27 protein-coding genes are annotated in these 26,699 nt (G+C 66.1%); 13 read left to right on the top strand and 14 right to left on the bottom strand.

All coding sequences use genetic code 11. The features are described from left to right. The first annotated feature begins 56 nt into the window (after positions 1–56). Complete coding sequence (locus AC1DN0_RS28715; protein ID WP_477146189.1) at positions 57–743, top strand: helix-turn-helix domain-containing protein; 687 nt, start codon at positions 57–59, stop codon at positions 741–743. Between the two features lie 9 nt (positions 744–752). Here AC1DN0_RS28715 and AC1DN0_RS28720 read toward each other — a convergent pair whose 3' ends face one another. The 6 genes from AC1DN0_RS28720 to AC1DN0_RS28745 form a co-directional block, all read right to left on the bottom strand. Further along, entirely contained in the window at positions 753–2,342 is a 1,590-nt protein-coding gene (locus tag AC1DN0_RS28720; RefSeq protein WP_477146190.1) for an FMN-binding glutamate synthase family protein, read from the bottom strand. Between the two features lie 91 nt (positions 2,343–2,433). Then, complete coding sequence (locus AC1DN0_RS28725) at positions 2,434–3,408, bottom strand: alpha/beta hydrolase (RefSeq protein ID WP_441636713.1); 975 nt, start codon at positions 3,406–3,408, stop codon at positions 2,434–2,436. A 154-nt stretch (positions 3,409–3,562) separates the two neighbouring features. Continuing rightward, a complete protein-coding gene (locus AC1DN0_RS28730) occupies positions 3,563–4,030 on the bottom strand; it encodes an HU family DNA-binding protein (RefSeq protein ID WP_035861317.1) in 468 nt (155 codons plus the stop codon). 302 nt (positions 4,031–4,332) lie between these two features. Then, positions 4,333–6,015, bottom strand: a complete 1,683-nt coding sequence (locus AC1DN0_RS28735) for a class I adenylate-forming enzyme family protein (RefSeq protein ID WP_441636711.1) — start codon at positions 6,013–6,015, stop codon at positions 4,333–4,335. Between the two features lie 117 nt (positions 6,016–6,132). Next, positions 6,133–7,095, bottom strand: coding sequence for a cyclase family protein (locus AC1DN0_RS28740; RefSeq protein ID WP_441636709.1), 963 nt, complete (start codon positions 7,093–7,095; stop codon positions 6,133–6,135). A 198-nt stretch (positions 7,096–7,293) separates the two neighbouring features. Continuing rightward, a complete protein-coding gene (locus AC1DN0_RS28745; protein ID WP_441636707.1) occupies positions 7,294–7,536 on the bottom strand; it encodes a hypothetical protein in 243 nt (80 codons plus the stop codon). Positions 7,537–7,708: 172 nt separating this feature from the next. On the opposite strand from AC1DN0_RS28745, the gene AC1DN0_RS28750 reads away from it, so the two are divergent. Genes AC1DN0_RS28750 through AC1DN0_RS28760 form a run of 3 tightly spaced genes read left to right on the top strand, consistent with a single transcriptional unit; the run spans position 7,709 to position 10,107 of the window. After that, complete coding sequence (locus tag AC1DN0_RS28750) at positions 7,709–8,104, top strand: PepSY domain-containing protein (RefSeq protein WP_447430857.1); 396 nt, start codon at positions 7,709–7,711, stop codon at positions 8,102–8,104. Positions 8,105–8,109: 5 nt separating this feature from the next. After that, a complete protein-coding gene (locus tag AC1DN0_RS28755) occupies positions 8,110–8,775 on the top strand; it encodes a response regulator transcription factor (protein ID WP_441637713.1) in 666 nt (221 codons plus the stop codon). 3 nt (positions 8,776–8,778) lie between these two features. Further along, a complete protein-coding gene (locus AC1DN0_RS28760; protein WP_477111211.1) occupies positions 8,779–10,107 on the top strand; it encodes a sensor histidine kinase in 1,329 nt (442 codons plus the stop codon). An 18-nt stretch (positions 10,108–10,125) separates the two neighbouring features. On the opposite strand, the gene AC1DN0_RS28765 is transcribed toward AC1DN0_RS28760, so the two are convergent. Further along, on the bottom strand, positions 10,126–11,145 hold the full coding sequence (locus tag AC1DN0_RS28765) for a DUF1338 domain-containing protein (RefSeq protein WP_441627729.1): 1,020 nt from the start codon (positions 11,143–11,145) through the stop codon (positions 10,126–10,128). Between the two features lie 134 nt (positions 11,146–11,279). Here AC1DN0_RS28765 and AC1DN0_RS28770 point away from each other — a divergent pair, with 134 nt between their 5' ends. Next, complete coding sequence (locus tag AC1DN0_RS28770) at positions 11,280–12,209, top strand: LysR substrate-binding domain-containing protein (protein ID WP_477146191.1); 930 nt, start codon at positions 11,280–11,282, stop codon at positions 12,207–12,209. Here AC1DN0_RS28770 and AC1DN0_RS28775 read toward each other — a convergent pair. Next, positions 12,190–12,687, bottom strand: coding sequence for an Mpo1 family 2-hydroxy fatty acid dioxygenase (locus AC1DN0_RS28775; protein ID WP_441627733.1), 498 nt, complete (start codon positions 12,685–12,687; stop codon positions 12,190–12,192). The genes AC1DN0_RS28770 and AC1DN0_RS28775 overlap by 20 nt on opposite strands. 139 nt (positions 12,688–12,826) lie before the next feature. Between AC1DN0_RS28775 and AC1DN0_RS28780 the strand changes: the two genes are divergently transcribed. Together AC1DN0_RS28780 and AC1DN0_RS28785 are read left to right on the top strand one after the other, a co-directional pair. Continuing rightward, on the top strand, positions 12,827–13,537 hold the full coding sequence (locus AC1DN0_RS28780) for a Crp/Fnr family transcriptional regulator (protein ID WP_441627735.1): 711 nt from the start codon (positions 12,827–12,829) through the stop codon (positions 13,535–13,537). Positions 13,538–13,603: 66 nt separating this feature from the next. Further along, positions 13,604–14,461, top strand: a complete 858-nt coding sequence (locus tag AC1DN0_RS28785) for an arylamine N-acetyltransferase family protein (RefSeq protein WP_477102082.1) — start codon at positions 13,604–13,606, stop codon at positions 14,459–14,461. A gap of 17 nt (positions 14,462–14,478) precedes the next feature. On the opposite strand, the gene AC1DN0_RS28790 is transcribed toward AC1DN0_RS28785, so the two are convergent. Further along, positions 14,479–15,252: a TraB/GumN family protein gene (locus tag AC1DN0_RS28790; RefSeq protein ID WP_441627739.1), complete on the bottom strand. Its 774-nt coding sequence runs from the start codon at positions 15,250–15,252 to the stop codon at positions 14,479–14,481. Between the two features lie 368 nt (positions 15,253–15,620). Here AC1DN0_RS28790 and AC1DN0_RS28795 point away from each other — a divergent pair, with 368 nt between their 5' ends. The 3 genes from AC1DN0_RS28795 (at position 15,621) to AC1DN0_RS28805 (ending at position 19,300) form a co-directional block, all read left to right on the top strand. After that, entirely contained in the window at positions 15,621–16,385 is a 765-nt protein-coding gene (locus tag AC1DN0_RS28795; protein WP_035861350.1) for an SDR family oxidoreductase, read from the top strand. Between the two features lie 187 nt (positions 16,386–16,572). After that, on the top strand, positions 16,573–18,321 hold the full coding sequence (locus tag AC1DN0_RS28800) for a class I adenylate-forming enzyme family protein (protein ID WP_441627741.1): 1,749 nt from the start codon (positions 16,573–16,575) through the stop codon (positions 18,319–18,321). Positions 18,322–18,493: 172 nt separating this feature from the next. Next, entirely contained in the window at positions 18,494–19,300 is an 807-nt protein-coding gene (locus AC1DN0_RS28805) for an acid phosphatase (protein ID WP_441627743.1), read from the top strand. A gap of 47 nt (positions 19,301–19,347) precedes the next feature. Here AC1DN0_RS28805 and AC1DN0_RS28810 read toward each other — a convergent pair whose 3' ends face one another. The 4 genes from AC1DN0_RS28810 to AC1DN0_RS28825 all read right to left on the bottom strand — a co-directional run bounded on the left by AC1DN0_RS28810 (position 19,348) and on the right by AC1DN0_RS28825 (position 21,586). Further along, positions 19,348–20,106, bottom strand: coding sequence for an SDR family oxidoreductase (locus AC1DN0_RS28810; RefSeq protein ID WP_441627745.1), 759 nt, complete (start codon positions 20,104–20,106; stop codon positions 19,348–19,350). Between the two features lie 34 nt (positions 20,107–20,140). Continuing rightward, entirely contained in the window at positions 20,141–20,611 is a 471-nt protein-coding gene (locus tag AC1DN0_RS28815) for a CreA family protein (RefSeq protein WP_156177204.1), read from the bottom strand. Positions 20,612–20,627: 16 nt separating this feature from the next. Further along, positions 20,628–21,113, bottom strand: coding sequence for an acyl-CoA thioesterase (locus AC1DN0_RS28820; protein WP_035861498.1), 486 nt, complete (start codon positions 21,111–21,113; stop codon positions 20,628–20,630). A 191-nt stretch (positions 21,114–21,304) separates the two neighbouring features. Then, positions 21,305–21,586 carry an HU family DNA-binding protein gene (locus AC1DN0_RS28825; RefSeq protein ID WP_017226623.1) on the bottom strand — a complete coding sequence of 94 codons (282 nt, stop codon included), beginning with the start codon at positions 21,584–21,586 and terminating at the stop codon, positions 21,305–21,307. Positions 21,587–22,185: 599 nt separating this feature from the next. Here AC1DN0_RS28825 and AC1DN0_RS28830 point away from each other — a divergent pair. Together AC1DN0_RS28830 and AC1DN0_RS28835 are read left to right on the top strand one after the other, a co-directional pair. Next, the gene (locus AC1DN0_RS28830; protein ID WP_045239764.1) at positions 22,186–23,388 is read left to right on the top strand and encodes an ammonium transporter; all 1,203 of its coding nucleotides are present in this window, start codon (positions 22,186–22,188) and stop codon (positions 23,386–23,388) included. 232 nt (positions 23,389–23,620) lie between these two features. Further along, positions 23,621–24,451, top strand: coding sequence for a mechanosensitive ion channel family protein (locus AC1DN0_RS28835; protein WP_441627749.1), 831 nt, complete (start codon positions 23,621–23,623; stop codon positions 24,449–24,451). 67 nt (positions 24,452–24,518) lie between these two features. Here the strand turns inward: AC1DN0_RS28835 and AC1DN0_RS28840 are convergent, their stop codons facing one another. Continuing rightward, on the bottom strand, positions 24,519–25,739 hold the full coding sequence (locus AC1DN0_RS28840; protein WP_441627751.1) for a Bcr/CflA family multidrug efflux MFS transporter: 1,221 nt from the start codon (positions 25,737–25,739) through the stop codon (positions 24,519–24,521). A 379-nt stretch (positions 25,740–26,118) separates the two neighbouring features. Between AC1DN0_RS28840 and AC1DN0_RS28845 the strand changes: the two genes are divergently transcribed. Beyond that, positions 26,119–26,694: a hypothetical protein gene (locus AC1DN0_RS28845; RefSeq protein ID WP_035861368.1), complete on the top strand. Its 576-nt coding sequence runs from the start codon at positions 26,119–26,121 to the stop codon at positions 26,692–26,694. Positions 26,695–26,699 lie beyond the last annotated feature (5 nt).

Raw genomic sequence — 26,699 nt, forward strand, 5'->3', positions numbered from 1 at the left:
ATGGACAGATCCGCCCCCTGGCGGGACAATTGGCACCCCGGTGCCGCCCCTGCCCCATGAAAACCGTCCCGACCTACTCGCTCTACGGGGTCAACTCCAACGACATCGTGATCACCATGACCGATCACTACCTGCACACGCTGCTGGCTGGCGTGCCGGATGCGCTGCCGCTGTTCGAGCGGCCCTACCACGACCAGTTCGGTGACCCGGCCCGCGGCGAGCGCGATGACGCCACCGTGCTCGCCGGAGCGCTGGAACTGTTTCGTGCGGAGATGAACGCGGTCTCGCTGTGGCGCGGCGCGGCCTTGTCGGCGCTGCTGTCCTTGCTGCTGGTGGGTATTGCCCGGCGCGCTTCGGGCGCGGGTGCAACCGGGGCGCAGCCGGCAGGCAGGACCGCACGCCATTTTCAGCAGTTCCAGCAACTGGTGGAGGCTCGTTTTCGGAACCACCAGGATCTGGCGGGCTACGCCGACACGCTCGGCATCTCGCCCACCCAGCTCAACCGCATCTGCCAGCAGCTTGCCGGCAGGAGCGCGCTGCAGCTGATCCATTCGCGCCTGATCGTGGAGGCGCAGCGCGATCTGCTCTATAGCGATCTCGATATCAAGCAGATCGCCTCGACGCTGGGCTTTGCGGATGCCGCGTATTTCGCGCGCTTCTTTGCCAAGCATGTTGGGCAGGCGCCCAGCGCATTCCGCCAGCACGGGCGCGCCCGCCTGCCGGCGCCGCAAGCCGCGCGCTAGCGCGGCGCTTTACATCGAGAAACTGTCGGAGCGCGCCAGCGGCCAATACTTCTCGTAGAGCTGGTAGCGGAAATTCCCGTTGATCAGGTCTCCCGGCGTCAGGAACTTGAGCAGTTCGGACATCAGCCGCACTTCGTTGGGCGAGATACGCCGCACGATATGGTGCGGCTTGAGATCGGCAGGATGATGCAGGCCGGCTGCCTGCAGGATTTCCAGCAACGCATGCAGCGTCTGGCGGTGGAAGCTGGCTACGCGATCCGCCTTGTCCGGCACCACGATGGCGCGCTGGCGCACCGGATCCTGCGTGGCCACGCCCACGGGGCAGCGGTCGGTATGGCATTTTTGCGCCTGCACGCAGCCGAGCGCAAACATGAAGCCGCGCGCCGAGTTGCACCAGTCGGCACCGGTGGCCAGCGTGCGTGCCACGTCGAACGCGGTAATGATCTTGCCGCTGGCGCCGATGCGGATCTTGTCGCGCAGGTTCACGCCGACCAGCGTGTTGTGGACCAGCAGCAACCCCTCCTGCAGCGGAACGCCGATRTGGTCGRYGAACTCCAGCGGCGCMGCGCCRGTRCCGCCTTCSKYGCCGTCSACCACGATGAAGTCCGGCAGGATGCCCGWTTCCAGCATGGCCTTGACGATACCGAAGAACTCCCATGGGTGCCCGATGCAGAGCTTGAACCCGGTCGGCTTGCCACCGGACAGCGTGCGCAGCCGGTCGACGAACTGCAGCAGGCCCAGCGGCGTGGAGAATTCGCTGTGCGTGGCCGGCGAGATGCAGTCCTCGCCCATGGCGATGCCGCGCGTGGCGGCAATTTCCGGCGTGACCTTGGCCGCCGGCAGTACGCCGCCATGGCCCGGCTTGGCGCCTTGCGAGAGCTTGACCTCGATCATCTTGACCTGGGGCGAGCGCGCCTGCTCGGCGAACTTGTCGGGATCGAAGCCACCGTCCGCGCGGCGGCAACCAAAGTAGCCGGAGGCCACCTCCCAGATCAGGTCGCCGCCTTCGGCGCGGTGGTACGGGGAGATCGAGCCTTCGCCGGTGTCGTGGATAAAGCCGCCAAGCTTTGCGCCCCGGTTGAGCGAACGGATCGCGTTGCCGGACAGCGCGCCGAAGCTCATCGCCGAGACGTTGAAGATCGATAACGAGTAAGGCTGGGCGCGGCCCTCGCCCACGGTGATGCGGAAGTCGGCGGAGGGGATGCGGGTCGGCGCCAGCGAATGGCTGATCCACTCGTGGCCCGCCAGGCGCACATCGATCTCGGTGCCGAAGGGCCGGCTGTCGACCTCGTTCTTGGCGCGCTGGTAGACGAGGCTGCGCTGCTGGCGCGAGAACGGCATCTCGTTGGTGTCGTCCTCGATGAAATACTGGCGGATCTCCGGGCGGATGAACTCGAAGAAGAAGCGCAGGTRGCCCCAGACCGGATAGTTCCGCAGGATGGAGTGGCGCGACTGGCCAATGTCGTACAAACCGACCAACAGCAGCGCGACCGGCGCCGCCAGCCATGCCGGGGAAATCCGTTGCATGGCGGCGAGCGCCGCCAGCGCGAGCAACGCGAGCACGGTCAGCCAGACCGCGCCGTAACGACGAGAAAACATGGGGACTCCTAAAGGCCGGCAGTTGGCCGGCAACCCCGCGATTATCGCCGTTCCTCGCGGCCTGCGCTCCCGCCGGGTTGCACCCCGGGCGCTACCGTTGCCCTGCGTGGTCCGCGGTTTCCGCTTCCGCGCAGAGCGGGGCCAGGCCCGGCGGGTGCCGCTGTGCGCTGTCGTCGGCCTGCACGGCGGCTACGATCTGCGCGAACGCTGCGTCGGCTTCCGGCATCGGCAACAGCATCCACACGTGGAACATGCCCTCGTATTCGTAGTACCGCAGCGGCAATCCCTGTTCCTGCGCGAGCAGGCGGAAGGCGCGGCAGTCGGGCAGCAACACGTCATGGGTGCCGATGAACAGCGTCACCGGCGGCAGGTCACGCAGGCTGCCGTAGATGGGGCTGACCTGCGGCAGCGTGACGGGATCACCGCCGGCATAGACCCGGCCGCACTCGATGCCGCCTGGCTTGGACAGCATCGGGTCCAGCGGTTCGAGCGCATCGATGCCCGGGTTGCTCCCTGTCGCGTCCACGAACGGTGACATCAGCACCAGCCTGCCGGGCAGCGCGCGCCCGGAATCGCGCGCGATCTGCGCCAGCGCGAGCGCCATGCCGCCGCCGGCCGAATCGCCCATCACGGTCAGGCTGGCGGGCGGCTGGCGCTGCACGATCTGGTCGTAGAGCGGCAGCATCCCGGCAAACACGTCGCGGTAGGTATGTTCCGGCGCCAGCGGATAGATCGGCACGATCACCGTCGCGCCAAGGGCATCCACCAGCTTGCCGATGAAGTCCCAGTGCTGGCTGACGATATCGAATACGTAGCCGCCGCCGTGCAGGTAGAGAATCTGGCGGCCGCTGTCGGCGCCCCGCGGGCGCACGGTGTAGACCCCCACGCCGGCAACCAGTTCCATGCTGATTTCATGGCGCGCCAGCAAGCGCGGCGAGGGATCCGCCCGGCCGATCTTGCGGCGGCGGCGAATCTCTTCGTGCAGCGCCTGCGCACTGGAAAAACGGTGTTTGCGCCGGACCAGGCGCAGGGCTAGCCGCCACAGGCGGTACTGGATGCTTGGCATGACGATCTCCCGGAGTATTGCACCGGCTTCATTCACTGCCGGCTGAGGCGCCGCGGCGCACCTGCGAATGCACACGGCATGCCCGCAGTGCAAACGCCAGATACAAAAAAGGAGCCGGCTAGCGGCTCCTTTTCAAGCTGGAAACAGGCCCCGATCAGGCAGCTGCTGCGTCCTTCAGCTTCTTCAGCGGGCGCACCTTGACCTTGACGCTGGCSGGCTTGGCCGGGAACCAACGCTCTTCACCGGAGAACGGGTCCTTGCCGAAGCGCTTCTTCTTGGCGGGCACTTGCTGGGCCGTAACCTTCATCAGGCCGGGCAGCGTGAACTCGCCTGCGCCCTTCTTGTGCAGCGCGCTGACGATGGTGTTTTCCAGATGAGCCAGCACCGTCTTCACGGCTTTGGCCTCCAACTGGGTCTGTGCTACCAGATGAGCGACCAGGCTCGACTTGTTGAAGGTTTCCTTCAGCGGACGCGGGGTTACCGCGGCAGCTGCGGGAGCAGCCTTCTTGGCCGGCGCGGCCTTCTTGGCAGCAGCCTTTACAGGTGCAGCTTTGGTTGCCGGTGCCTTCTTGGCAGCGGTCTTGGTTGCAGTCTTCGCGGTCGGATTCGCTTTGGTCGCCATATCTATAAAGATGAGTTGAACAGAATGATGTCGCACGGGATGTGGCATCCGATGTCGCTCGACGCTTCGTCGATCGACTATCGGCGTGCGGCATCGACTGAATCATAGCGGAAACTACGGGTCGTCAAGGGGTTTTCGCACATGCCAACGCAAAAACCGGGGTTTTCCCCGGGGTTTTTTGAGGTTTTGTCTCTTGCGGCCTGCCGTTCTGTCGCGCGGACGCAGCAGTGGATAGGTCGCCGGACCCTATATACAAGGGCTAAACGCGTGTTTTTATCTTTTTTGCCACGCGCGCTCCGGCCTCAACCGCGCAGCTCGCGCCGCAGGATCTTGCCGGTCACCATCTTCGGCAACTCGTCGATGATTTCCACCACGCGCGGGTATTTATAGGCCGCCATGCGCTCCTTGCACCAGGCCTGCAGTGCTTCCGGCGTGACGCTCGCCTGCGGCTTGAGGCTGACGACGGCCTTCACCGTCTCGCCGCGATAGGCGTCTGGCATGCCCACCACGGCCGCCTCGCGCACCGCGGGATGGGTGTACAGAACATCCTCCACCTCGCGCGGCCAGACCTTGTAGCCGCCGGCAACGATCATGTCCTTCTTGCGGTCGACCAGGTAGAACCAGCCTTGCGCATCCATGAAACCGACGTCGCCAGTGTGAAAATAGCCGCCGGCCATGGCCTTGGCCGTCTCTTCCGGCTTGTTCCAGTACCCCGGCACGATCATCGGCCCGCGCGAGATGATCTCGCCGACTTCGCCCACGGGTACCGGTTCGCCCGCGTCGTCGCCGATAAAGGAATCGACGTTGAAGGCGGGCAAGCCGATCGCCAGCGTGCCGGACGCGGGGTCCACCGGTGCCTCCCGGCCCAGCGGCACCACATGGGTGGGCGAATTGGTCTCGGTCAGGCCGTAGCCGTTGTGGATATAGTGCCCAAACTTGCCGCGGAACTGCGCCACCACGCTCGGTGGGATCGGTGCGCCGCCCGAATAGATCTTGTCCAGCGTGGCGAAATGCGCGCGGGTGGCATCGGGATGGTTCATCAGCGCGATGAACACCGTGATCGAGCCGATCGTGAACGCCACCCGCCGGTCGCGGATGGCTTCCAGAATCACGCCCGGCTCGAAGCGGCAGGCCAGCACCAGCGGCGCGGCGCAGATGAAAGCCGCGGCGATGTGGCCCACCAGGCCGGTGATATGAAAGAGCGGCGCCACGCCCAGGATCGGACCGCCTTCGCGCAAGCCGATCCAGTCGCGGTACACCTGCGCATTGAAAGCGACATTGCCGTGCGTGTTCATCGCGCCCTTGGGCACCCCGGTGGTGCCGGATGTGTACACCAGCATCGCGATATCGCTGGCCGCCGGCGTGAGCGGCGCCGGACGCTGGCCGTGATGCGTCTGCACCAGCGCCAGCATGTCGGGCACGCCTTCGGCGGGCTGGCGCCTGGATGCGGCAAACAGGCGGGAATCGTTGCGCGTCTGGAAATCGAGTTCGGAGGTGGTGATCACCGCCGGCAGCGCAAGGGGCATGCCGGCATCGGCCTGGCCGCCGCGCTCCGCTTCGAACAGGCCCTTGACCACGTCCGCGTAGAGGGATTCGTGGCAAATCAGTACTTTGGCGCCGGAGTCCGCCAGCACCAAACGCAGTTCACGCGCGCGGTTCATGGGGTTGACCGGCACCGCGATGGCGCCGAGTTTCCACGCGGCGACCAGGCCGATAACGAACTGCGGTACGTTCTGCAAGTACAGCGCGATACGCTCGCCACGCGTGCAGCCGCGCGATGACAGCGCTACTGCCAGCGCGTCGGAAAGCGAATCGAGCTCGCCATAAGTGAGCGTGGCATCGAAATAGTGAATCGCCGGGCTTGCCGGCGCGCGGCTTGCGGCAGCCCGGAAAATGGTCAGCGCATCGGTAAATTGCGGGGTAATGATGTGCGGCTGGCCGGCGTTGTAGCTGGAAAGCCAGGGCTTTTCTTCATAGGGCGTCATGAGGCACCTCGATATGCGCGGCGGGTAGTGTCAGGATAGCGCTTGGCCGGAACGGAACTGACGGCCGCCCGGCGTGGGATGCCCGTTGGGCACCGCCGCCTGGCAGGCCGCCGGGCCTTACTTGATCACCACCGGGTTGACCGGTGCGCCGCTCCCGTTTACGACCTTGAGCGGTGCAGCCGTATAGAGGAAGGCCCACTGCTTGTCTTCGGCGCAATCCGTCGCCAGCGGATCGAGCTGGGCGATCTCGGTCAGCGTGACGCCCAGGTTGCGCATCAGGGCGTTGTGCAGCGGCAGGGTCACGCCCGATACCGGGTCCACGGTTACCTCGTTGGCGATGGTGTCCGTGACGAGGTTGGGGATTTCCATGCGATGGAACCACTCGACCAGCTCCGGGCTATAGGTCAGGCCCGGCTCGACGAAATTGCGGTAGAACTCGGCCTGGTCGCGCTTGTAGAAAGAGCCGATCCAGCCGGTGCGGATCACCAGGATGTCGCGCTTCTCGATGCGCGCGCCCTGCATTTCGGCGGCGGCCAGCAGGTCGTGGTGGGTGAAGGTTTCGCCAGGGTCGAGCACATCCTTGCCGCGATGCCGCGCCATGTCGATCAGCACGCCCCGCCCTACCACGCCACGCTCCGCGATCGGCAGGACGCTGGCCTTGTCCAGCCCGCCGATGGTGGACCTGGCATCGTAGCCGCTCCACAGCTGGTCGCCGTACCAGACATGGCCCAGGGCATCGTACTGGGTCGAGCCCTGCAGGTACATGATCATCATGTCGTCAGCGTACTCGCCTTCGCCCGGAAACTTCGGACCTTTGCCGCAAAGGTAATGGCCCTTGTCCATCACGTTCAGGCGGCGCGCCTGCGAGCGCCCCGGCCAGACGGGGTCGCCGGCGGGATTGCCCATCTGGATCTGCAGGGTGAAGGTCTTGCCGGAGCGCACGGAGGCCACGCCGCGCAACACCTCCGCCTGGGTGAGATAGTTCAGCGAACCGACCTCGTCGTCCGGGCCCCATTTGCCCCAGTTTTTCGGCGCATCGCGCAACAGCTCGGCAACCAGCGGGACGTTCTTTGATTCCATGCCATGTCTCCTTGGTGGATTGACCCTGTGGAATCGCACTTCGCGGTCATGCCCGGCGTGCATGGTCCATCATGCTCGGAGCCAATAAATGCGAACGGTCGTGCGTTTTTATTGTGGGTCGAGTGTAGGACCAGGGAACGAACGTTGTCCATACATGGAAAACCCGCCGGAAATCCAGGGAATCCCAAGGGTGCGCGCTCAGTCGTCCAGCCCGAAAGCCAGCAGTGGTCCGAGCACCAGCGCGCCAAGCACGATCATCGACAGGCCGCTGTCCATGTGCTTCCATTCGTGCAGCACAGCCCGGGCATCGGCCTGCGCCCAGAACAGCGCGACAACGCCCGCGAGGACGACCAGCACGGCCGCGGCCAGCGCGAGACCATCGCGCGTGGCGCGGTGGTCGATGCCGGAAGGACTATCATTGGGGATGCGGACGCTTTGCATGGCCTGACTCCTGTTTAGCGGTGAGCGTGACGATGAACGGCGTCCATTGTGGTAACCCCAGCCTGAACCGAGGCTGAGCACGCCGTTCAGCTTCCGTTCAGGCAGGCCCCGGCACACTGCTCCGATCGACCAAGGCTTGCCCGCTCCCGTATTGCCCCGCTTCCTTACACCATTGCTTCCATTCCGCGGCGCGCGTCCTGCGCGCACTGCCTCCTCGCCCACCTGGCCGCCGCGCGCGGCGCGTGCGCTGCTGCCGCTGGCGGCGGCCCTGGCTTTGCTGCTGGCGGCCGCGCCGCCAGCCCATGCCGACAAGGATGCCGACCGCGCCCGGGCGGCCGTGCAGTCCGGCGAAATCCTGCCGCTCACGCGCATCCTGGAAGCGGTATCGGCCCAATACGCGGGCGATGTGATCGGCGTCAAGCTCGACCGCGACGACGGCGTCTGGCAATACGAGGTCAAGCTGCTGCTGCCGGGCGGCTCGGTGGCCAAGCTGGAATACGACGCCAAGACCGCCACGCTGCTCAAGGCCAAGGGACACGGCCTTGAGCAGGCCCGCAAGAAATCCTGATCCCCATGCGCATCCTCCTGGTAGAAGACGAACCCACGCTGGCCGCGCAGATCCATGCGAGCCTGGTCGACGCGGGCTACGCGGTCGATACGGCGGCCGACGGCATCGATGGCTGGCACCTGGGCGCCGAAGAGCCCTACGATGCCGTGGTGCTCGATCTTGGCCTGCCCAGCCTTGACGGGCTATCCGTGTTGCGCCGCTGGCGCGCGGCGCAGGTGAACCTGCCGGTGCTGATCCTGACCGCGCGCGATAGCTGGACCGACAAGGTGGAAGGCATCGATGCCGGGGCCGACGACTATCTCGCCAAGCCCTTCCGCATGGAAGAGTTGCTGGCGCGCATCCGCGCCCTGATCCGGCGCGCCCACGGCATGGCCGCGCCCGAACTCGCCTGCGGACCGGTGCGCCTGAACGCACGCACGGGCGTGGTGACGGTCGATGGCGCCGCCGTGGTGCTGACCGCGCATGAGTTCAAGGTGCTCGATTACCTGATGCACCACCCGGGCGCGATCATCAGCAAAGCGGTGCTGACCGAGCACATCTACGCGCAGGATTTCGATCGCGACAGCAATACGATCGAAGTGTTCGTCGGCCGGCTGCGGCGCAAGCTCGGCGTCGACGTGATCGAGACGGTGCGCGGCCAGGGTTACCGGCTGCGCCCGCCCACCGCCTGATCCATGCGCCACTCCTTAGCCATCCGGCTGCTCGCGGTCGCGGCTATCTGGCTGGCCGCCGCGCTTGGCGGCACCGGCTGGCTGCTCTCCACGCTGTTCGCGCGCCATGTCAACGAGACCTATGTGCGCCAGCTCGACAACCAGCTCACCAGCCTGGCCGCCGCGCTCGACTGGAGTCCCGACGGCAAGCTCGCGCTGACGCGCGCGCCGGCCGATCCGCGCTACGAACTGCCCTATTCCGGCGCCTACTGGCAGGCGCAGGCAAAGGGTGCCACGTTGCGCTCGCGCTCGCTCTGGGATGCCGAGATGCCTGCCACGGTGGGCAACCAGGTGGCGGGCAGTCACGCGGAAATCCGGCCCGGGCCCAACGGGCAATCGTTGCTGGTGGTATCGCGCCCGATCGTGCTGGCGTCGGCGGACACGCCGGTGACGCTCTCGGTCGCACTGGACCGCACCGAGCTGCGCGCCGCGCGCCAGGCCTTCAACCGGTTGCTGGGCTGGTCGCTGACGGCGCTCGGCGCCGGACTGCTGCTGGCGGTGGCGGCCCAGGTGAAATTCGGCCTGGCGCCGCTGGCGCGGTTGCGCAGGGCGCTGGCCGCGCTACAGGCACGCCGCGAGACCCGGCTAGGGGGGACGTGGCCGACCGAAGTGGTGCCGCTGGTCAATGAAATCAATACCTTGCTGGCGCGCAACGCCGATGCGCTGGAGCGCTCCAGGCGCCAGGCCGCCGATCTCGCCCATGCGGTCAAGACACCGCTTGCCATCCTTGCCAACGAAGCCGGGCGGTTGCCCGGCGAGGCGGCCCGCGCCGCCGCCGCGCAGGTCGAAGCGATGCGCCGGCAGGTGGATCGCCACCTGGCGCGCGCACGCGCGGCCGGTGCGGCCGGTGCTCGCGGTGCCCGTATCGAGGCCGGTCCGGCGGCGGCCGAGCTGGCGCGCGCGCTTACGCGCCTGCACAGCGGGCGCGAGATCGTCATCGAAGTGGAAGGCAGCGGGCACTTTGCCGGCGACCGCCAGGACCTGATCGAGATCCTCGGCAACCTGCTCGACAATGCCTGCCAGTGGGCCCGCTCGCGCGTTCGCGTCAGGCTCGCGGAGCAGGCAGGCATGCTCGAAATCGTGGTGGAAGACGATGGTCCGGGCATGCCGCCCGAAGCGCGCGAACTGGCTACGGCCCGCTTCGGGCGCCTGGATGAGTCCGCTGCCGGCAGCGGACTGGGGCTGGCCATCGTCAGCGAGATGGCAGCCCTTTACGAGGGAGGACTGGCGCTAGGCGGCAGCGACCTGGGCGGGCTGCTGGCCCGCCTGCGGCTGCCGGCGGGCCAGGCATGACAGGCCCGCCCTTGCCTGTCAGCAGGCAGCCGTCATCTTGAAGATGCCTTGGGCATTGCCGGCATCGAAGGACAGGTCCAGCGTGCCGCCCGCGGCTTCCGAGGCGGGCACGAAATCGCGCGTGATGAACTCATAGAACGAGCCCGGCACGGTGCGCTTTACCACGGTGCCGTCGGCACCGACAAACCGGCGCTCCACCGGGTCCGCCTTGAACGCCGTCTGCAAGACCCGCCCGGAGCGCGACACTTCCACCGTATCCTTGATCGGACGACCCAGGCCGCGTTGCGCGTCGGCCACGGCGCGCACGTCCGCCACGCGGTCGGTGGCATGGTTGAACGCATTGCCCTCGGTGGAAATCCAGGCCATCTCGGCCGATTCCTTCAGCAGCAATTCATAGTCGGCCAGCGCCGGCTCGGCATGATGACGGTCGAAGCAGGCGGCCAGCTTGGGCACCAGCCGAGCCGCGTCGGCCATCGGCAGGCTGGCATCGCGCTCCAGCACGGCCAGCTGCGCCACGGCATCGTCATCGAGGGGGTCGGCGGACGCCGACACCACGCGCGATACCGCGGCCTGGAATGCCGCGCTGAAACGCTCGGGGTGCAGTTCGCTCAGGAAGTACTGCGCGATGTCGTCCGGCAGGTCGGCATGCGCGTAGGAGCGGCCCGTCATGCCGATGCGATCGAGCGGATAGGTGCCGTTGAGGCGGTAGCCCAGCGGTGCGAGGATGCGGGTGAAGGCGATCTCGCCCGCAGGCAGGTCGCCGCATTCCCACTTGACCGTGCGCAGCGCGCCGTGGTCGAACACTACCTGGCCGCCCGCCTCGATGACGTCGCGCGTATAGGCCATGCCCGTCGGCACGCGTTCGAGGATGCCAGCGAACAGCACCATATTGAGCGCCTGCGCTACTTCGGCACGGCTGGCTTGTTGGCTGCTGGAAGACAGCAGTTGCGGCGAAACATTCATCAATTGCAGCAACTGTGCTGCTTGTGTCTCGCCACAAACGGTCTCGAGGAGGCGTTGCAGATTCGGCTTCGTCATGGTCAATGCGCTGGAATTCGTTTGTTTTCAGGGGATAGCGGGAGCCGACGGCCCCCGGGCGGGTCTTATTGTGCGACCGCGGCAGACTTCGTACAATTGATAACTTCGCACCAACTTCCTTCCAAAAACGCATTATGCGCAAAGGCATTCCCAGTCTCACGGCGCTGCAGATGTTCGAGGCCGCGGCACGGCTTGGCAGTTTTACCCGCGCCGCGGACGAACTGGCGGTAACGGAAAGCGCGGTATGCCGTYAGATCGCCGGCCTGGAAGCGCGGCTGGGCGTGCCGCTTTTCCACCGCATCCGCAAGCGCATCGTGCTGACGCCAGCGGGCGGGACCTATGCCGAGGAAGTGCGGGAGCGGCTCGACCAGATCGAGCAGGTCACGCTGGATGTGATGGCCCAGCGTCCGCGCGGGCGCGCCATCGAGCTGGCGATCGGGCCCACCTTTGCCAGCCAGTGGCTGATCCCGCGCCTGCCGCTGCTCGCCCGCGCCCTGCCTGACCTGACGCTGCACCTGTCGGCGCGCACCGAGGCATTCGAGCTTAGCGATACCGCTTTCGACGCGGCGATCTATTACGGCGAGGGATTGTGGCCGGGGACCGAAGGCGAGCGCATCCTGGAAGAAGGCCCTTCGGTCCCGGTGTGCAGTCCGTCCCTGCTGGGACGCCGCAAGCAACTGGGCCTGGATCAACTGCTTGACCTTCCGCTGCTCCACCTGAACACGCGCTTGCGCGCCTGGAGCGACTGGCTTGCCGCCGCGGGCGCGGCGCAGCCGGCGCAAGCCTTGCGCGGCCCGCGCTACGACCTCTACACCATGCTGGCGCAGGCGGCGGCGGCCGGCGTCGGCGTAGCCCTGATCCCACGCATCCTGATCACCGAGGAACTGGCGCAGGGCCGGCTGGTGGTGCCATTCACCGCGCTGCCGGCCGGCATCGACAATCGCAAGGCCTATTACTTCGCTCACCGGCGCGGCCTGGCACCCGACGACAAGGTCCTGCAGCTACGCGGCTGGTTGCTGGAGTGCGGCGCGCAGGGGGATCCTGTCATTGCGCGTGGGCGATGACGGCCTCGCGTGTCTCCCGCGCCAGGCCTGCGGCAAAGGCGGCTTCCGCCACCAGGAACAGCGGCCCGATCAGCAGTCCGGCCAGATCGTCCACAAACGCCGGCTTGCGGCCTTCGTAATAGTGGCCGACAAACTGGATCAGCCAGCCCGCCACGAACAGGCCGACGCCCCAGGCCAGCCACACGCCGGTGGATAGCGCCGCGATCGCGTCGCCGAGGTACACGAAACCGGCCAGGATCAGTGTCATCGCCAGCCCGAAACCCGCCGACAGGCGCAGGTAGAACAGGCAGGACAACCCGTACACCACCATGGCCGGGGTCAGGTACGCCGGGCCTTCGCCGAGCGTCATGGCCGGGCGGGCCAGCAGCGTGGTCACGGCCAGCACAATCATGGGAATGCCGATGAAATGGGTGAACACGTTGCGCGCGTTGCGGTGATAGGCTGCGTAGTTGGCCAAGTGGTCGATCAGGGTCTTCACGGGGCTCCTCCTGCCAGGGCATCGTTATCGCGGCTGCTTTATGGTGGCCGCCTGTTGTGGCCGTATAGTAATAGGCAGGGAAAAGCCCGTCTGTCCGGTTTCTGACAATCCGGCATGGCGCCGATAAAAGGAGATCATCATGCGCTTGGCGCCCCGCGAACGGCAGGAGCCGTCCCCGGATCCGCTGCGCGTCCTGCGTGGCGGCAGCTGGTTCGGCACCTTGCCGGCGGCTCTGCAGGACACCCTGCTGCGGGACGCCGTCAGCCGCAAGCTCGCGGCCGGCCAGTTGCTGTTTGCCCGTGGCGACGCCTTTGATGGCATCTACGCCGTGGTGGCCGGCACGGTGCAGATCGACACCCACAGCGAGTCGGGCAAGGCGGCCCTGCTCGGCCTGCTGGAACCGGGCAACTGGTTTGGCGAGATCTGCCTGTTCGACGGACTGGCCCGCACGCACGATGCCCACGCCACCAGCGCGGCCACCGTGCTGCACCTGCAGCGCGACAGGCTCTATGCGATGCTGTCCGCGCATCCCGAATGGTGGCGCGAATTTGGCAAGCTGCTCGCAGCCAAGACCCGGGAGGCGTTCCATTACGTGGAAGAAACGCAATTGCTGCCCCCGCTCGCGCGCACCGCGCGCCGGCTGGTGGCCATGGCGCAGGCTTACGGCAACCAGCCCGGACTGGAGCGCCGCTCCGTACACATCCCGCAGGAACAGCTTGGCCAGATGCTCGGGTTGTCTCGCCAGACGGTCAACCAGGCTCTGCGCGAGCTCGAAACGCGAGGGCTCCTGCGCCTGCATTACGCGGACATCGAGCTGCTCGACCTGCCGGCGCTGCTGGCGCTGGAATGAGCCCGCCATGACTTCCCGACACTTCAGCCTGCGCGGCTAGCGCAAGGCAAACATCGACATGACCACATGACTACGCTAGACGACATCCGCCTGCACGCTTATCTCGAGCGCATCGGCCATCCGCAGCCCGGCCAGCCGGACCTTGCGGCGCTCGACAGCCTGATTGCCGCGCACCTGGAGCATATTCCGTTTGAAAATGTCGACGTGCTGCTCGGGCGCCCGATCCGCATTGGCCTGGACGCAGTCTTCGACAAGCTGGTCACGCAGGCGCGCGGCGGCTACTGTTTCGAGCAGAACACCTTGCTTGCCGCCGTGCTGCGAACGCTTGGCTATGGCGTTACAGCGCTCGCCGCGCGGGTGCGGTGGAATGTCCCTGACGATGTGCCCACCATGCAATCGCATATGCTGCTGCGCGTGGAAGCGGCACATCACAGCTATATCGTGGACGTGGGCTTCGGCGGCCCCAACCCGTATCGCGCGATGCCGCTGCCGCAGACGGAGCGAGCCGATGCAGCATTCCCTTACCGCCTGGCAGCGGTGGATACGCCAGGCGCCGCGTTTCATCTCTACGACCTGGAAGTCGGCGGCGCAAATGGCTGGCTCAAGCTCTACCGATTCGATCTTTCGCCGCAGCAGGCGATCGATTTCGAACCGCGCAACTGGTACACCTCAACCCATCCCGACAGCCTGTTCCGCAACGCACTGACCATGGCGCGCTCGCAGGGCGGCAGCCGGCTGACGCTGGTCAACGACGACCTTACCGTACGCGCTGGCGATGGCAGCGCGCAACGCCAGCGCCTGGAAACCCCGGCGGCAATCATCGAAGCGCTGGCGGACAGCTTCGGCCTCGCGCTGGATCCTGCCGACCGGGATCAACTAACGCGGATGCTGCCCGCGTTGATCGCAGCGCGGCGATCAAGCTAGGCGCGCTTCAGCCGGCTTCAGCCAGATTCAGAGCGTACCTCGAAGCCTGCCGCCTCAAGCAGCGCCGGCAGGCCCGCGTCCCCGACCATATGCAGCGCGCCCGCCACGATCAGGGTCGGCACGCGGTCCGCGATCAGCGACCGGATCTTCGGCATCCATTGCCGGTTGCGCGCGTCGACCAGGACCGCCAGCGAGCACGGCCACTGTGCCCGGCGCTGCGCAAGCAGCCTGGCGAACGGTTCGGCTTGCCCCTGCCGCCACCATCGCACCATGTCGGCCGGCTCCGCGGCGGCGAGTTCGGGTTGCTCGGCGAAGAAGGCCAGCATCGACATCTGCTCATCAAGCGGCACGCCCTGCAGCATGCGCAGCGCTTCGGTACCGTCTTCCAGCGCATCCGTCGCCCGTCCTTCCGCCGTGGCGCGCGTCCACAGGAAACGATCGACGCCATGCTGCGCCAGGATGCCGTGCCGCGCGGCCAGCGCGAACTGCAGGTGCATTGCAGCAAACACGGGACGCAGGTGTTCCAGTTCCGCACCGGGCAGCCCGAAGTCCAGCCATAGCGCCCGCACCTGTTCGAACGTGGCAGGCGGCAGATGCTGGCTGAGTCCATCGCCGTCCGGGAAATACGCCGCGCCGAAATCCGGTTGCCGGTCCAGCGCTACCTCGAAGACGATGCGGGCCGACGCGTGCCAGGCTTGCTCAGCGGCTCGCTCCAGGGCCGATAACGGCGCATCCAGCACGTGGATCGCCCCGAGCAGGTAGACCTCGGTATTCCTGATTTGCCAGAGCATGTGGCGCTTGCCTTGTCCTGAATGATTGGTATGGCCGGGCGACGCGTTGCACGCCGGGCACGCTGCAAGCATACCCTTGCGCGCGCATCGCACGCACGTTATGCACCGCGCTCATTGCCAAAAGAAAAAACGCTGATAAGCCGGGCCAGGCGCGGATTTGTGTGTGGACTGCGCGATAGCGCCCAACCATAATGTACCGGGCGGTAGGATTGCCGGACGCGCGATCAGCGGCCTGGCCGCACGGCACCGCCGCATGATCCGCTGTGCAGAACACGCATCCGGCGATGCTGCCAATAGGAAGTTTCGATAGCGCCCTTTACAGAACATCTGGTCCCGCCCCGCGAGGACCAGGACACCAGGAGACACGCATGTCATTGTTCGACCTGACCGGCAAGGTTGCCGTCGTCACCGGCTCTTCACGCGGCATTGGCCGTGCCATCGCGGAGCAGATGGCGGTACAAGGGGCCAAAGTGGTGATTTCCTCGCGCAAGGCCGAGGCCTGCCAGGAAGTCGTCGATGCCATCAATGCCAGGCATGGTGCCGGCACCGCCATCGCCGTACCGGCCAATATCTCCTCCAAGGAAGATCTCCAGCACCTGGTCGACACAACCAACAGCACGTTCGGCAAGATCGACGTGCTGGTCTGCAACGCCGCCTCCAATCCCTACTACGGCCCGATGAGCGGGGTCACCGACGAACAGTTCCGCAAGGTGCTGGACAACAACGTCATCTCCAACCACTGGCTGATTCAGATGGTCGCGCCGCAGATGATCGAGCGCAAGGACGGCTCGATCATCATCGTGTCGTCCATCGGCGGCCTGCGCGGCTCGCCCACCATCGGCGTGTACAACGTTTCGAAGGCGGCCGACTTCCAGCTGGCGCGCAACCTCGCGGTGGAGTTCGGTCCGCACAACGTGCGCGTGAACTGCATCGCACCGGGCCTGATCCGTACCGATTTTGCCAAGGCGCTGTGGGAAGATCCGGAGCGCTACAAGCTGTCGACGCAGGGCGCGCCGCTGCGCCGCATCGGCGAACCGGTGGAAATTGCCGGCGCCGCGGTGTTCCTGGCCTCGGCTGCCAGCACCTTCATGACCGGCCAGGCCATGGTGGTGGACGGCGGCGTCACGATCTGAGCCACGCCGCACCCGTTGTTCCCTTTACGGGCTCGCTCCAAGCCTGAAGCTTGAGGCCTGAGCCGGGGCGCACCGTGCCCGCACCCATTGCCGCCCGGCTCTCCGGGTGGGCGATGCGCGCGGGCACGCGTGCCTCGCCGGCACGCCAGAGCGCTGCCCATCCTGCCATGCAGTCAGGGAGGCATCGATGTCGAACAACCCGCAAACCGCTAAGTCCTGGCCGGCCATCAGCCTGGCCGAAGCGCACGCCCGCCTTACCGCTCCCGGCGCCCCTTTCGAAACCGAAACGCGCGTGATCCGGGGCATCTCCACCACCGTCTGGAAAAACGCGCCGGCCACGCTGCGCGACCTTTTCCTGCAAGCCCGCGCGCTGGGTGACAAGACCTTCGTCGTCTATGAAGACGAACGCGTGTCCTATGACGCGTTCGGCCGTGCCGCGCTGACCATCGCGCATGCGCTGATCCGCGACGGCGTGCGCAAGGGCGATCGCGTTGCGCTGGCCATGCGCAACCTGCCGGAATGGCCGGCGGTCTTCTACGGCGCCTTGCTGGCCGGCGCCATCGTCACGCCGCTCAATGCCTGGTGGACCGGCGCCGAACTGGAATACGGCCTGGCCGACTCCGGCAGCAAGATCGCCATCGTGGATGACGAGCGCCTGGGCCGCATCCTGGAGCATCTGCCGGGCTGCCCCGCGCTGCAAAAGATCTACGTCAGCCGCGCCACCGCGCCACAGGCCGACGCGCGCATCGCGGCGCTGGAAGGCCTGATCGGCACGCCCGCGCAATGGGCCGCGCTGCCCGGGTTGCCTGTGCCGGACATCCCGCTCCACGCCGACGACGACGCCACCATCTTCTACACCTCGGGCACCACCGGCAAGCCCAAGGGCGCGCTTGGCACCCACCGCAATGCCACAAACGTGGCGGTGGCCGCCGCGTTCAGCCCGATGCGCAATTGCCTGCGCCGCGGCGAAGCCATCCCGGCCCCTGACCCTGCCGCACCGCAGAAAGGCATGCTGCTGTCGGTGCCCTTCTTCCACGTCACCGGCTGCATGGCGGTGCTAAACGGCGCGCTGGCCAGCGGCACCAAGATCGTACTGATGCGCCGCTGGGACGTGGTGCGCGCCATGGGACTGATCGAACGCGAGCGCTGCACGGCGGCTGGCGGTGTCCCCACCATCGCGTGGCAGATCATCGAGCATCCGGAGCGCGAGCGCTTCGACTTGTCCTCGCTGGAAAACGTCAATTACGGCGGCGCACCCGCGTCGGCCGAACTGGTGCGCCGCATCACCGAGGTGTTCCCGCACTCGGCGCCCGGCATCGGCTGGGGCATGACCGAGACCTCGGCCACCTTCACCAGCCACAGCGCCGAGGAATATGTAGCGCGCCCGGAAAGCGGCGGGCCGGCACTGCCCATCGGCGAGATGAAGGTGGTGGATGGACGCGGCCGCAGCTTGCCCACCGGCGAAACCGGCGAACTGATGGTGCGAGGCGCCAATGTGGTGCGCGGTTACTGGAACAAGCCGGAAGCCACCGCGCAGACGTTCATCGACGGCTGGCTCAAGACCGGCGACATTGCGCGGCTGGACGAGGAAGGGTTCGTCTATATCGTCGACCGCATGAAGGACATGCTGATCCGCGGCGGCGAGAACATCTATTGCATCGAGGTCGAGAGCGCGCTGTACGATCACCCGGCGGTGATGGACGCGGCGCTGGTGGGCATCGCCCACCGCACGCTGGGCGAAGAACCGGCGGCGGTGGTCAGCCTCAAGCCGGGTGCGCAAGCGACGGAGGCCGAGCTGCAGGCGTTCGTGGGCGAGCGGCTGGCAGCCTTCAAGGTACCGGTGCGGATCGTCTTCTGCCCCGACATGCTGCCACGCAATGCCAATGGCAAGATCCTGAAATCGACTCTGCGCAAGATGTTCGACGCGGCGGCCTGAGGCCGGGCTTTAGCCAGGCACGCATAGCAACCCGGTCGCCGTGAAAGGGGGCACGTCGGCCAGGCTTGCCGGTGCCACGCCGGTCCGACGGGAATAACAGGGAAACACCTATCAGATGCAGACAAGCCATTCATCCAGGCATTTTTCGCCATTCATCAACCGGATCGCGACTTTGTCCGTCCTGTCCGGCGCGTTGATCGCAGCCGGATGCGCCAGCCAGGGGCAAGGTAGTGCCGCGGCCCCGGTGCCGGAGATCCGGCCCGGGATTCTTGCCGGCTACCTGCCGGCGCAGGCACGGCCCGACAGCCTGGCACTCGTACCGCCACCGCCCGCCCCCGGCTCAGCCGCCCAGGCGCTGGACGACGAGATCGCGCGTGCCAACCTGCCCCTGCGCGGTACGGCGCGCTGGCGGCTGGCGGTCCAGGACGCCAACCTGAAATTCCCGCAGGCCGCCGATGTCTTCTCCTGCGCCCTGGACGCACCGGTATCGCAGGAGCAGACGCCCAGGCTCTACCTGCTGCTGCGCCGGACCCTGGCCGATGCGGGACTATCCACCTACGGCGTAAAAGACAAATATGCGCGCGCCCGGCCCTTCAGGGTGAACCATCAGCCGACTTGCACGTCCGCCGAAGAGCCCATGCTTTCCAAGGACGGCTCCTACCCGTCGGGGCATAACGCCGTTGGCTGGGCATGGGCACTGATCCTGGCGGAAATCGCGCCCCAACAGTCGAATGCGATCCTGGCGCGCGGGCTGGCCTATGGGCAGAGCCGGCTGGTCTGCAATGTGCATTGGCAAAGCGATGCGATGCAGGGCCGCATCATGGGCGCAGCCACCGTGGCGCGGCTGCATGCCGACCCCGCTTTCCTTGCGGATCTGGCGGCTGCCAGGTCGGAGCTTGCCGACGTCCGCGCCAAGGGCCTGAAGCCCACCGGCGACTGCCGGGCCGAAAGCGAGGCGCTGGCGCCGCTTGCCAACTAGCAAGCCGCCTTGCCCGCGGCAGGCGGGCAAGGCGGCCGGGGCGATGTTCAGCCGCGGCCGACGAAGGGCATCTTGGTGGCCATCACAGTCATGAACTGCACATTCGCATCGAGCGGCAGGTTGGCCATATGGAGCACCGAACTCGCTACGTGCGCCACGTCCATCAGCGGCTCGGGCGCGATCTCGCCATTGGCCTGGGGCACGCCGCGCGCCATGCGCGAAGCCATGTCGGTGGCCGCGTTGCCGATGTCGATCTGCCCGCAAGCGATATCGAAGGCGCGGCCATCCAGCGAGAGGCTCCTGGTCAGCCCGGTGATGGCGTGCTTGGTGGCCGTGTACGGGACCGTATTGGGGCGCGGCGCATGCGCCGAGATGGAGCCGTTGTTGATAATGCGGCCGCCGCGCGGGCTCTGCGACTTCATCAGCGCGAAGGCGGCGCGCGAGCACAGGAAGACGCCGGTCAGGTTGGTGTCCAGCACCGCCTTCCATTGCTCCACCGACAGTTCGTCGATCGAGACCGCCGGCGCATTGATGCCGGCATTGTTGAACAGCACGTCGAGCCGGCCGAACTGTTCGCGGACCTGCGCGAACAGTTGATCCACCGAAGCCGGATCGCTCACATCGCACCGCACCGCCAGCGCCGTATGGCCATCGGCCCGGGCTTGCGCGGCCAGCGCCTGGAGCGGTTCGGCGGTACGTCCGGCGAACACCACCCGGTAGCCCGCCACCAGCAGCGCCTGCGCCACCGCCTTGCCGATGCCGCGGGCGGCGCCCGTGACCAGCGCTACCTTGCCTTGCTGACTCATGCTGTGTTCTCCGGATGGGATTCTTGGTTGCCGACTATTTGACCGGAATCGGCGTTTCCGCCGCCACCGGCACCGCGGTCACGCTGTTCTGCGGGCTGCCGGAAACGATGCGGTCCGAGTAGGTCAGGTAGACCAGGGTATTGCGCTTGCGGTCGACCGTGCGCACCACGTGCAAGGTCTTGAACAGGATCGACATGCGTTCGGAAAATACGTTGTCCTGCTGGCGCAGCGGGCCCTTGAACGTGATCGGCCCGACCTGGCGGCAGGCGATCGAGCTTTCGGGCGGATCTTCGGCCATGCCCAGCGATCCCTTGATGCCGCCGGTGCGGGCACGCGAGACATAGCACGTCACGCCCTGCACCATCGGATCGTCATAAGCCTCGATCACCACCTTGTCGGAGCCGGTCATGCGGAAATTGGTGCTCACGCTGCCGATCTCCTCGGCATGCGCGGCCGGCGCCAGCAGCGCCAGCGCCGCTAGCAGGCGCATCAGGCTGGTATGCATGCGTGCCCCTTCCACCTCAGGACACCTTGCCCGTGATTTCGTCGTGCCGTTTTTCCATTTCCTGGCGAAGCTGGCGGCGCAGCTGGGCCGCGGCAAAGCGCTGGCGCTCGACTTCGTCACGCGGCACCAGCGCCGGCACCTCGGCCGGGGCGCCATTATCGTCCACCGCCACCATGGTGAAATAGCAGCTATTGGTATGGCGCACCAGCTTGCTGCGAATGTTCTCGGTGATGACCTTGATGCCGATCTCCATGGAGCTGCGCCCGGTGAAATTGACTGCTGCCAGGAAGGTCACCAGTTCTCCCACGTGGATGGGCTGGCGAAATACGACCTGATCGACCGACAAGGTCACGACATAGCGCCCCGCGTAGCGGCTGGCACAGGCATAAGCCACCATGTCGAGATACTTGAGGATGGTGCCGCCGTGCACATTGCCGGAGAAATTGGCCATGTCCGGCGTCATCAGCACGGTCATGGAAAGCTGGTGGGACAGGTCGTTCATGATGAAATCCGGAATCTGGAAGCGGCCGGGCGGACCCGCGAAGCGGGTCGAAAGGCTGGTGCCGACGATCGGCAGTTTAACCCGGAACGGGCCCCTTGCCTTGTGGCGGAGCACGTCCCGGCGCACCCCGGCGCCAACAAAAAAGCGGCCTTTCGGGCCGCCTTCTTATCAGCGCTCAAGGCGCGGACTGCTTACTTCTTCTTGTTCACAGCGTCCTTGAACCCTTGGCCGGCAGAGAACTTGACCGTCTTTGCGGCCGGAATCTTGATGGTCTCGCCGGTACGCGGATTGCGGCCGGTACGCGCGGCGCGCTTGCCGGAGCTGAAGCTGCCGAAACCCACCAGCGTTACCGAATCACCCTTGGCAACCGCCTTCTTAATATTGTCCAGAGCCGCATTCAGTGCGCGCTCTGCCGCTGCATTGCTCAATTCGGCGTCCGCGGCGATGGCAGATACCAGTTCACCTTTATTCATGGCTGATTTCCCTTGTTGGTCGTCTTGATCGGAGTGTCTGCCACGCGGCAAATTACCGATCGGCGCAGTCTAATCCGCGCTTTACGCATTGGGCAATCCCCAGTGGCACCAATGCAACGAAAAAAGCCGCAAATCCTTGAGTCAAGCGCCTTTGCGGGGAATTTACCCCCCTTTTCCGCCCTTTCAAATGCGCCCGTTGAGGCTAGGCAGAATTCGAACGCGCGTACGGGCGACGCGCATCCCTTGTGGCGCGATGCGGCTTTGCTTCGTCCGCTCGCTACCACCGCCGGTGCGATGCGCGGATCACAGGCGGCGGCATGCCCCGATTCTGGGCAAGAGCGGTGCAATCTCCCATTATGGTGCATGGGTGTGAGAGGGCTACGCCCCAAATCAATGCGGTGCATCATTTTGGCGCAGGCTTTTGCCTGTCCCCACAGGGACTGCAAGGCGATCGCCCTCGCTGCTATCAACGGGGCAGCCCCCGCAGGCGCGACAATCCGGTGCAAAAGCACCCAACACGGTGCAGATTCCCCGCCAGGATGCCCCACACTGGAATGCTTTTTGCATACCAGTGCTCCCATTTTGAGCACGAGGAATGTATGGACAATTGGAAAAGCGGCACCGACGCCCTGTTCATCCTGCTGGGGGCGATCATGGTGCTCGCTATGCACGCGGGCTTTGCGTTTCTTGAGTTAGGCACGGTGCGCAAGAAGAACCAGGTCAACGCCCTGGTCAAGATATTGGTGGATTTCGCCATTTCCACCATCGCCTATTTCTTCATCGGCTACACCGTGGCGTATGGGGTCGAATTCTTTACCAGCGCCCATGAACTGGCGCAACGAAGCGGCTATGAACTGGTGAAGTTCTTTTTCCTGGCAACTTTTGCGGCCGCCATTCCCGCCATCATTTCCGGCGGGATTGCCGAGCGCTCGCGTTTCAATCCGCAACTGGTGGCAACCTTCGTCCTGGTTGGCCTGGTGTATCCCTTCTTCGAAGGCATCGCCTGGAACAACCGGTTCGGCGTGCAAGACTGGATCACCTCCGTCGCGGGCGTGCCCTTCCACGACTTCGCCGGCTCTGTCGTGGTTCACGCCATGGGCGGCTGGATCGCGCTGCCGGCAATCCTGCTGCTGGGCGCGCGCCGCGGACGCTACCAGAAGGACGGCCGCATCAGCGCCCACCCGCCCTCCAATATCCCCTTCCTGGCGTTGGGCGCCTGGGTGCTGGCGGTGGGGTGGTTCGGCTTCAATGTCATGAGCGCGCAGACCGTCGACAAGATCAGCGGGCTGGTCGCCATCAATTCGCTGATGGCCATGGCGGGCGGTACCCTGGCCGCCTGGGCGGCGGGCCGCAACGACCCCGGCTTTGCCTACAACGGCCCGCTTGCCGGCCTAGTGGCGGTCTGCGCGGGCTCGGACCTGATGCATCCGTTGGGTGCGCTGGTGACCGGGGCCATCGCCGGCGCGCTGTTTGTTTACCTGTTTACGCTGGCCCAGAACAAATGGCATATCGACGACGTGCTGGGCGTCTGGCCGTTGCATGGGCTGTGCGGTGCCTGGGGCGGCATTGCCGCCGGTATCTTTGGCAGCCAGGCGCTGGGCGGCATCGGCGGCGTCTCCCTGGGCGCGCAGACGATCGGCACGCTGCTTGGCATCGTCATCGCCCTGGTGGGCGGCACCGTGGTCTACGGCACATTGAAGAAGCTGGTCGGCATCCGGCTCGATGCCGAATCGGAATACAACGGCGCGGACCTGTCGTTGCATCGCATCTCCGCCACGCCGGAGCGCGAAACCAACTGGTAAGCCGCGGCGCGCAGGGGGCTTGCCCCCCCGCGCCATCCGCTGCCGCGGATCCCCGGCCGTTGGCGGCCAGTGGCGCGCTGCGCTCGTGGCGGCCATTTTGTGCTTGAACTTCCGCACGCGGCGTAGCAATAATGCGTTGCCCGCACTCGTGTCTTGCCCCCGATGCGCCCGGGAATCCGCTGCACGATGTTCGTTGCCCGTGTACCTGCCGAGCCAGCAAGGGAGAACCGCGATGGATGCTACAACGCTGCAGAAGCTTCAGGACGTAGTGATTGCCTATGCGACCGAATTCGGGATCAAGATACTTGCTGCCCTCGCCTTCTGGGTGATCGGCCGGTCGCTGATTCATTTCGTGGTGCGGCTGGTGCAGGGGGCGCTGGCCAAGCAGAAGGTCGATCCGACCTTGCTGCGTTACGTCGGGTCCATCGTCACGGTCACGCTCAATGTCGTGCTGGTGATCGGCATCCTGGGCTATTTCGGCATCCAGACCACCACCTTCGCCGCGCTGATCGCCGCGGCCGGCGTTGCCATCGGCATGGCCTGGTCGGGCTTGATGTCCAACTTTGCCGCGGGGGCTTTCCTCGTGGTGCTGAGGCCATTCAAGGTCGGCGATTTCGTCACGGTGGGTGGAATCACCGGCACGGTCAGGGAGATCGGCTTGTTCTGCACCACGCTGGATACGCCCGACAATGTCCTGACCGTGGTCGGCAACAACAAGATTTTCGCGGACACCATCCAGAACTTCAGCGCCAACGCCTACCGCCGCGTTGAACTCAAGGCGCAGCTGGCCGGCAGTACCGACCACATCGCCGCCGCCGCGCTGCTCAAGGAACGCATGGCCGCACTGCCCAACGTGCTGACTGAACCGCCGCCGGACGTGGAGATTCTCGAATTCAACCTGGTCGGCCCCGTCCTTGCCGTGCGTCCATACTGCCATACCGATCATTACTGGCAGGTGTATTTCGACACCAACCGCGTGATCCGCGAGAGCTTCGGCGAGGCCGGATTCTCCGCGCCGATGCCAGCCCAGCTGGTGGTGCTGCAAAACAGCGCGGCCACGTAACCGTGCCGAGAAAGGAGGCGCCGGAAGCGTGGAACCAGGCCGCCCCGCTACGCTACGGCGGCAGCAGTCAGCCGGCGCCGTGCGCCGGTTTGCCTGAACGGCCGAAGACGCGCATCAGTACCGCACCGGTACCGCAAATACCCATGACTACCGCCAGCGGCAATGCACTGCCGTCGCGCCAGAAGCTGACCCCGGCGCCGGCCAGGGTGCCCAGCCCGAATTGCAGCGTCCCCATCAACGCGGACGCTGTGCCGGCCCGCTGGCCCTGCTCGGCCATGGCCAGGGCCGACGCGTTCGGCAGGATGCATCCAAGGCTGGCGATAAACACAAAGAATCCGGCCAGCAACACCGGCAACGGCGCCAGTCCGGCCAGCACCGCGGCGGCCAATGCCAGGCCTGCCGCGCACGGCGCAACCAGGGCGCCCCCCAGCACGTGGTCAAGCGTGCGGTTGCGCACCAGGCGCGCGTTAAGTTGCGACATGCCAATCAAGCCCAACGCGTTGGCACCGAATACGAAGCCGTAATAAGAGGGATCGATGCCATGCAACTCGATCAGCACGAACGGCGACCCCGCAATATAGGCGAACATCCCGGCTTGCGCACAGCCGGCAGACAGCGAATAGCCGACGAAGCCCCGGTCTCGCAGCAGCTCGCCGTAGTTGGCGAGTACGCGGCCAAGGCGCAGTGGCATGGCATTGACGGTGTCGAGCGATTCTTCCATGTACCGGTGGACCACCCACAAGATCAACAGGCTGCTGGCGCAAAGCAGCCAGAAGATGGCGCGCCAGCCGAAGGCCGCGAGCACGGCCCCGCCAATGATGGGTGCCAGGATCGGCGCCAGGCCCATCACCAGCATCAGCGAGGAGAAGGCGCGCGCGGATTCGTGCGCCTCCAGCCGGTCGCGGATCACGGCACGGGCCATTACCATGCCCGCACAGCCGCCCAGGGCCTGCAAGAAGCGCCACAGCATCAGCGCCTCGACGTCGCGCGCGAGCGCGCATCCGGCCGCTGCGAGCGCATAGGACAGCAGGCCAATGTACAGCGGCGGCTTGCGGCCAAAGCGGTCGCTGATCGGGCCATAGAAGGCCTGCCCCACCGCCAGTCCCACCAGAAAGGTTCCCAGCGTGAGTTGCACACGCCCGATATCGACCCCAAGATCGCCGGCCAGCGCAGGGAAGCTCGGCAGGTACATATCAATCGAAAGGGGCGCCAGCGCAGTGAGCGAAGCGCATACCAGGAGCCAAAGCGGGAAACGCGCGGACTGTGGGGCGCGGGCGGAGCGAGTCATCGAAACATCCTGAGGAACAACGGGGCGGCCGGAATGGCCACCTGCGCCAATGCGTCAGCGACGCGAGCGGCGCGGGAGCGGTAAGAAGCGTAATTGTTGCATAGCGTAACAAGCCGCGCACCCGACACGCCGCGCGGCGATGATGCAGGCGCGCATCCGCCTGGACGCGCGCAACTGTGATGACAGGCCCGACGGTGCCGGGACATGCCGGCGGCAACGGGCCTCGCTTCGCCGCGGATCGGAGGAGTGCGTGGCTTTCAACCGCAGTAACGCCAAGGGTACAATGCCAGCCTGTCGGACGCCCCGGGCGGACGATCGCGCAGCCCGACGCACCGCGGAAGCCCGGCCACCGAAACGGCTTCCGGCAACGTTTTCCTGCATGAGAACAAGATACACACTGCTTTCTGTCTTACTTACCCTGGCCGCCGGCGCGGCCGGTTTGCCGTGGGCGCAGCAAGCGCGCGCGGCAACGCCGCCAGTCAGGGCCGCCGCCTCCGCACCCGTCGTGGTGGACGAAGCCGATGCGCTGGCGCAAATGCTCAAGGGCGCGGCCACTGGCCAGAACACCGGCGCAGCGGGCGTACCGGAATTGCTGCGCAACACCGCGCGGCCGGACAACATACTGTCGCGGGCCTGCCGACAACTCAACGATGCGCTGCCCATCGAAATCGATGGCGAGACGCGCCTGCGCCGCTGCCAGTCGGTACCGGGCAAACACATCCTCTTCCAGCTTGAGCTGACCAAGTATCGAGGCCCCATGCTGGACCTCGCCAGCTTCGAGCTCAGCTATGCCGCGCCCCTGCAGCGCAATATCTGCGCCAACCGGGATGTGGAAATCCTGACCAAGCTGGGCATCAGCATGATGTTCCGCTATATGACGCGCAACGAGCGGGGCGAGCGCCGCGTGGGCGACGTCTACATCAACGCGCCCATCTGCTCTTCGGCGCTGCGTTAAACCGT

The sequence above is a fragment of the Cupriavidus sp. 05N39 genome (assembly GCF_056397325.1).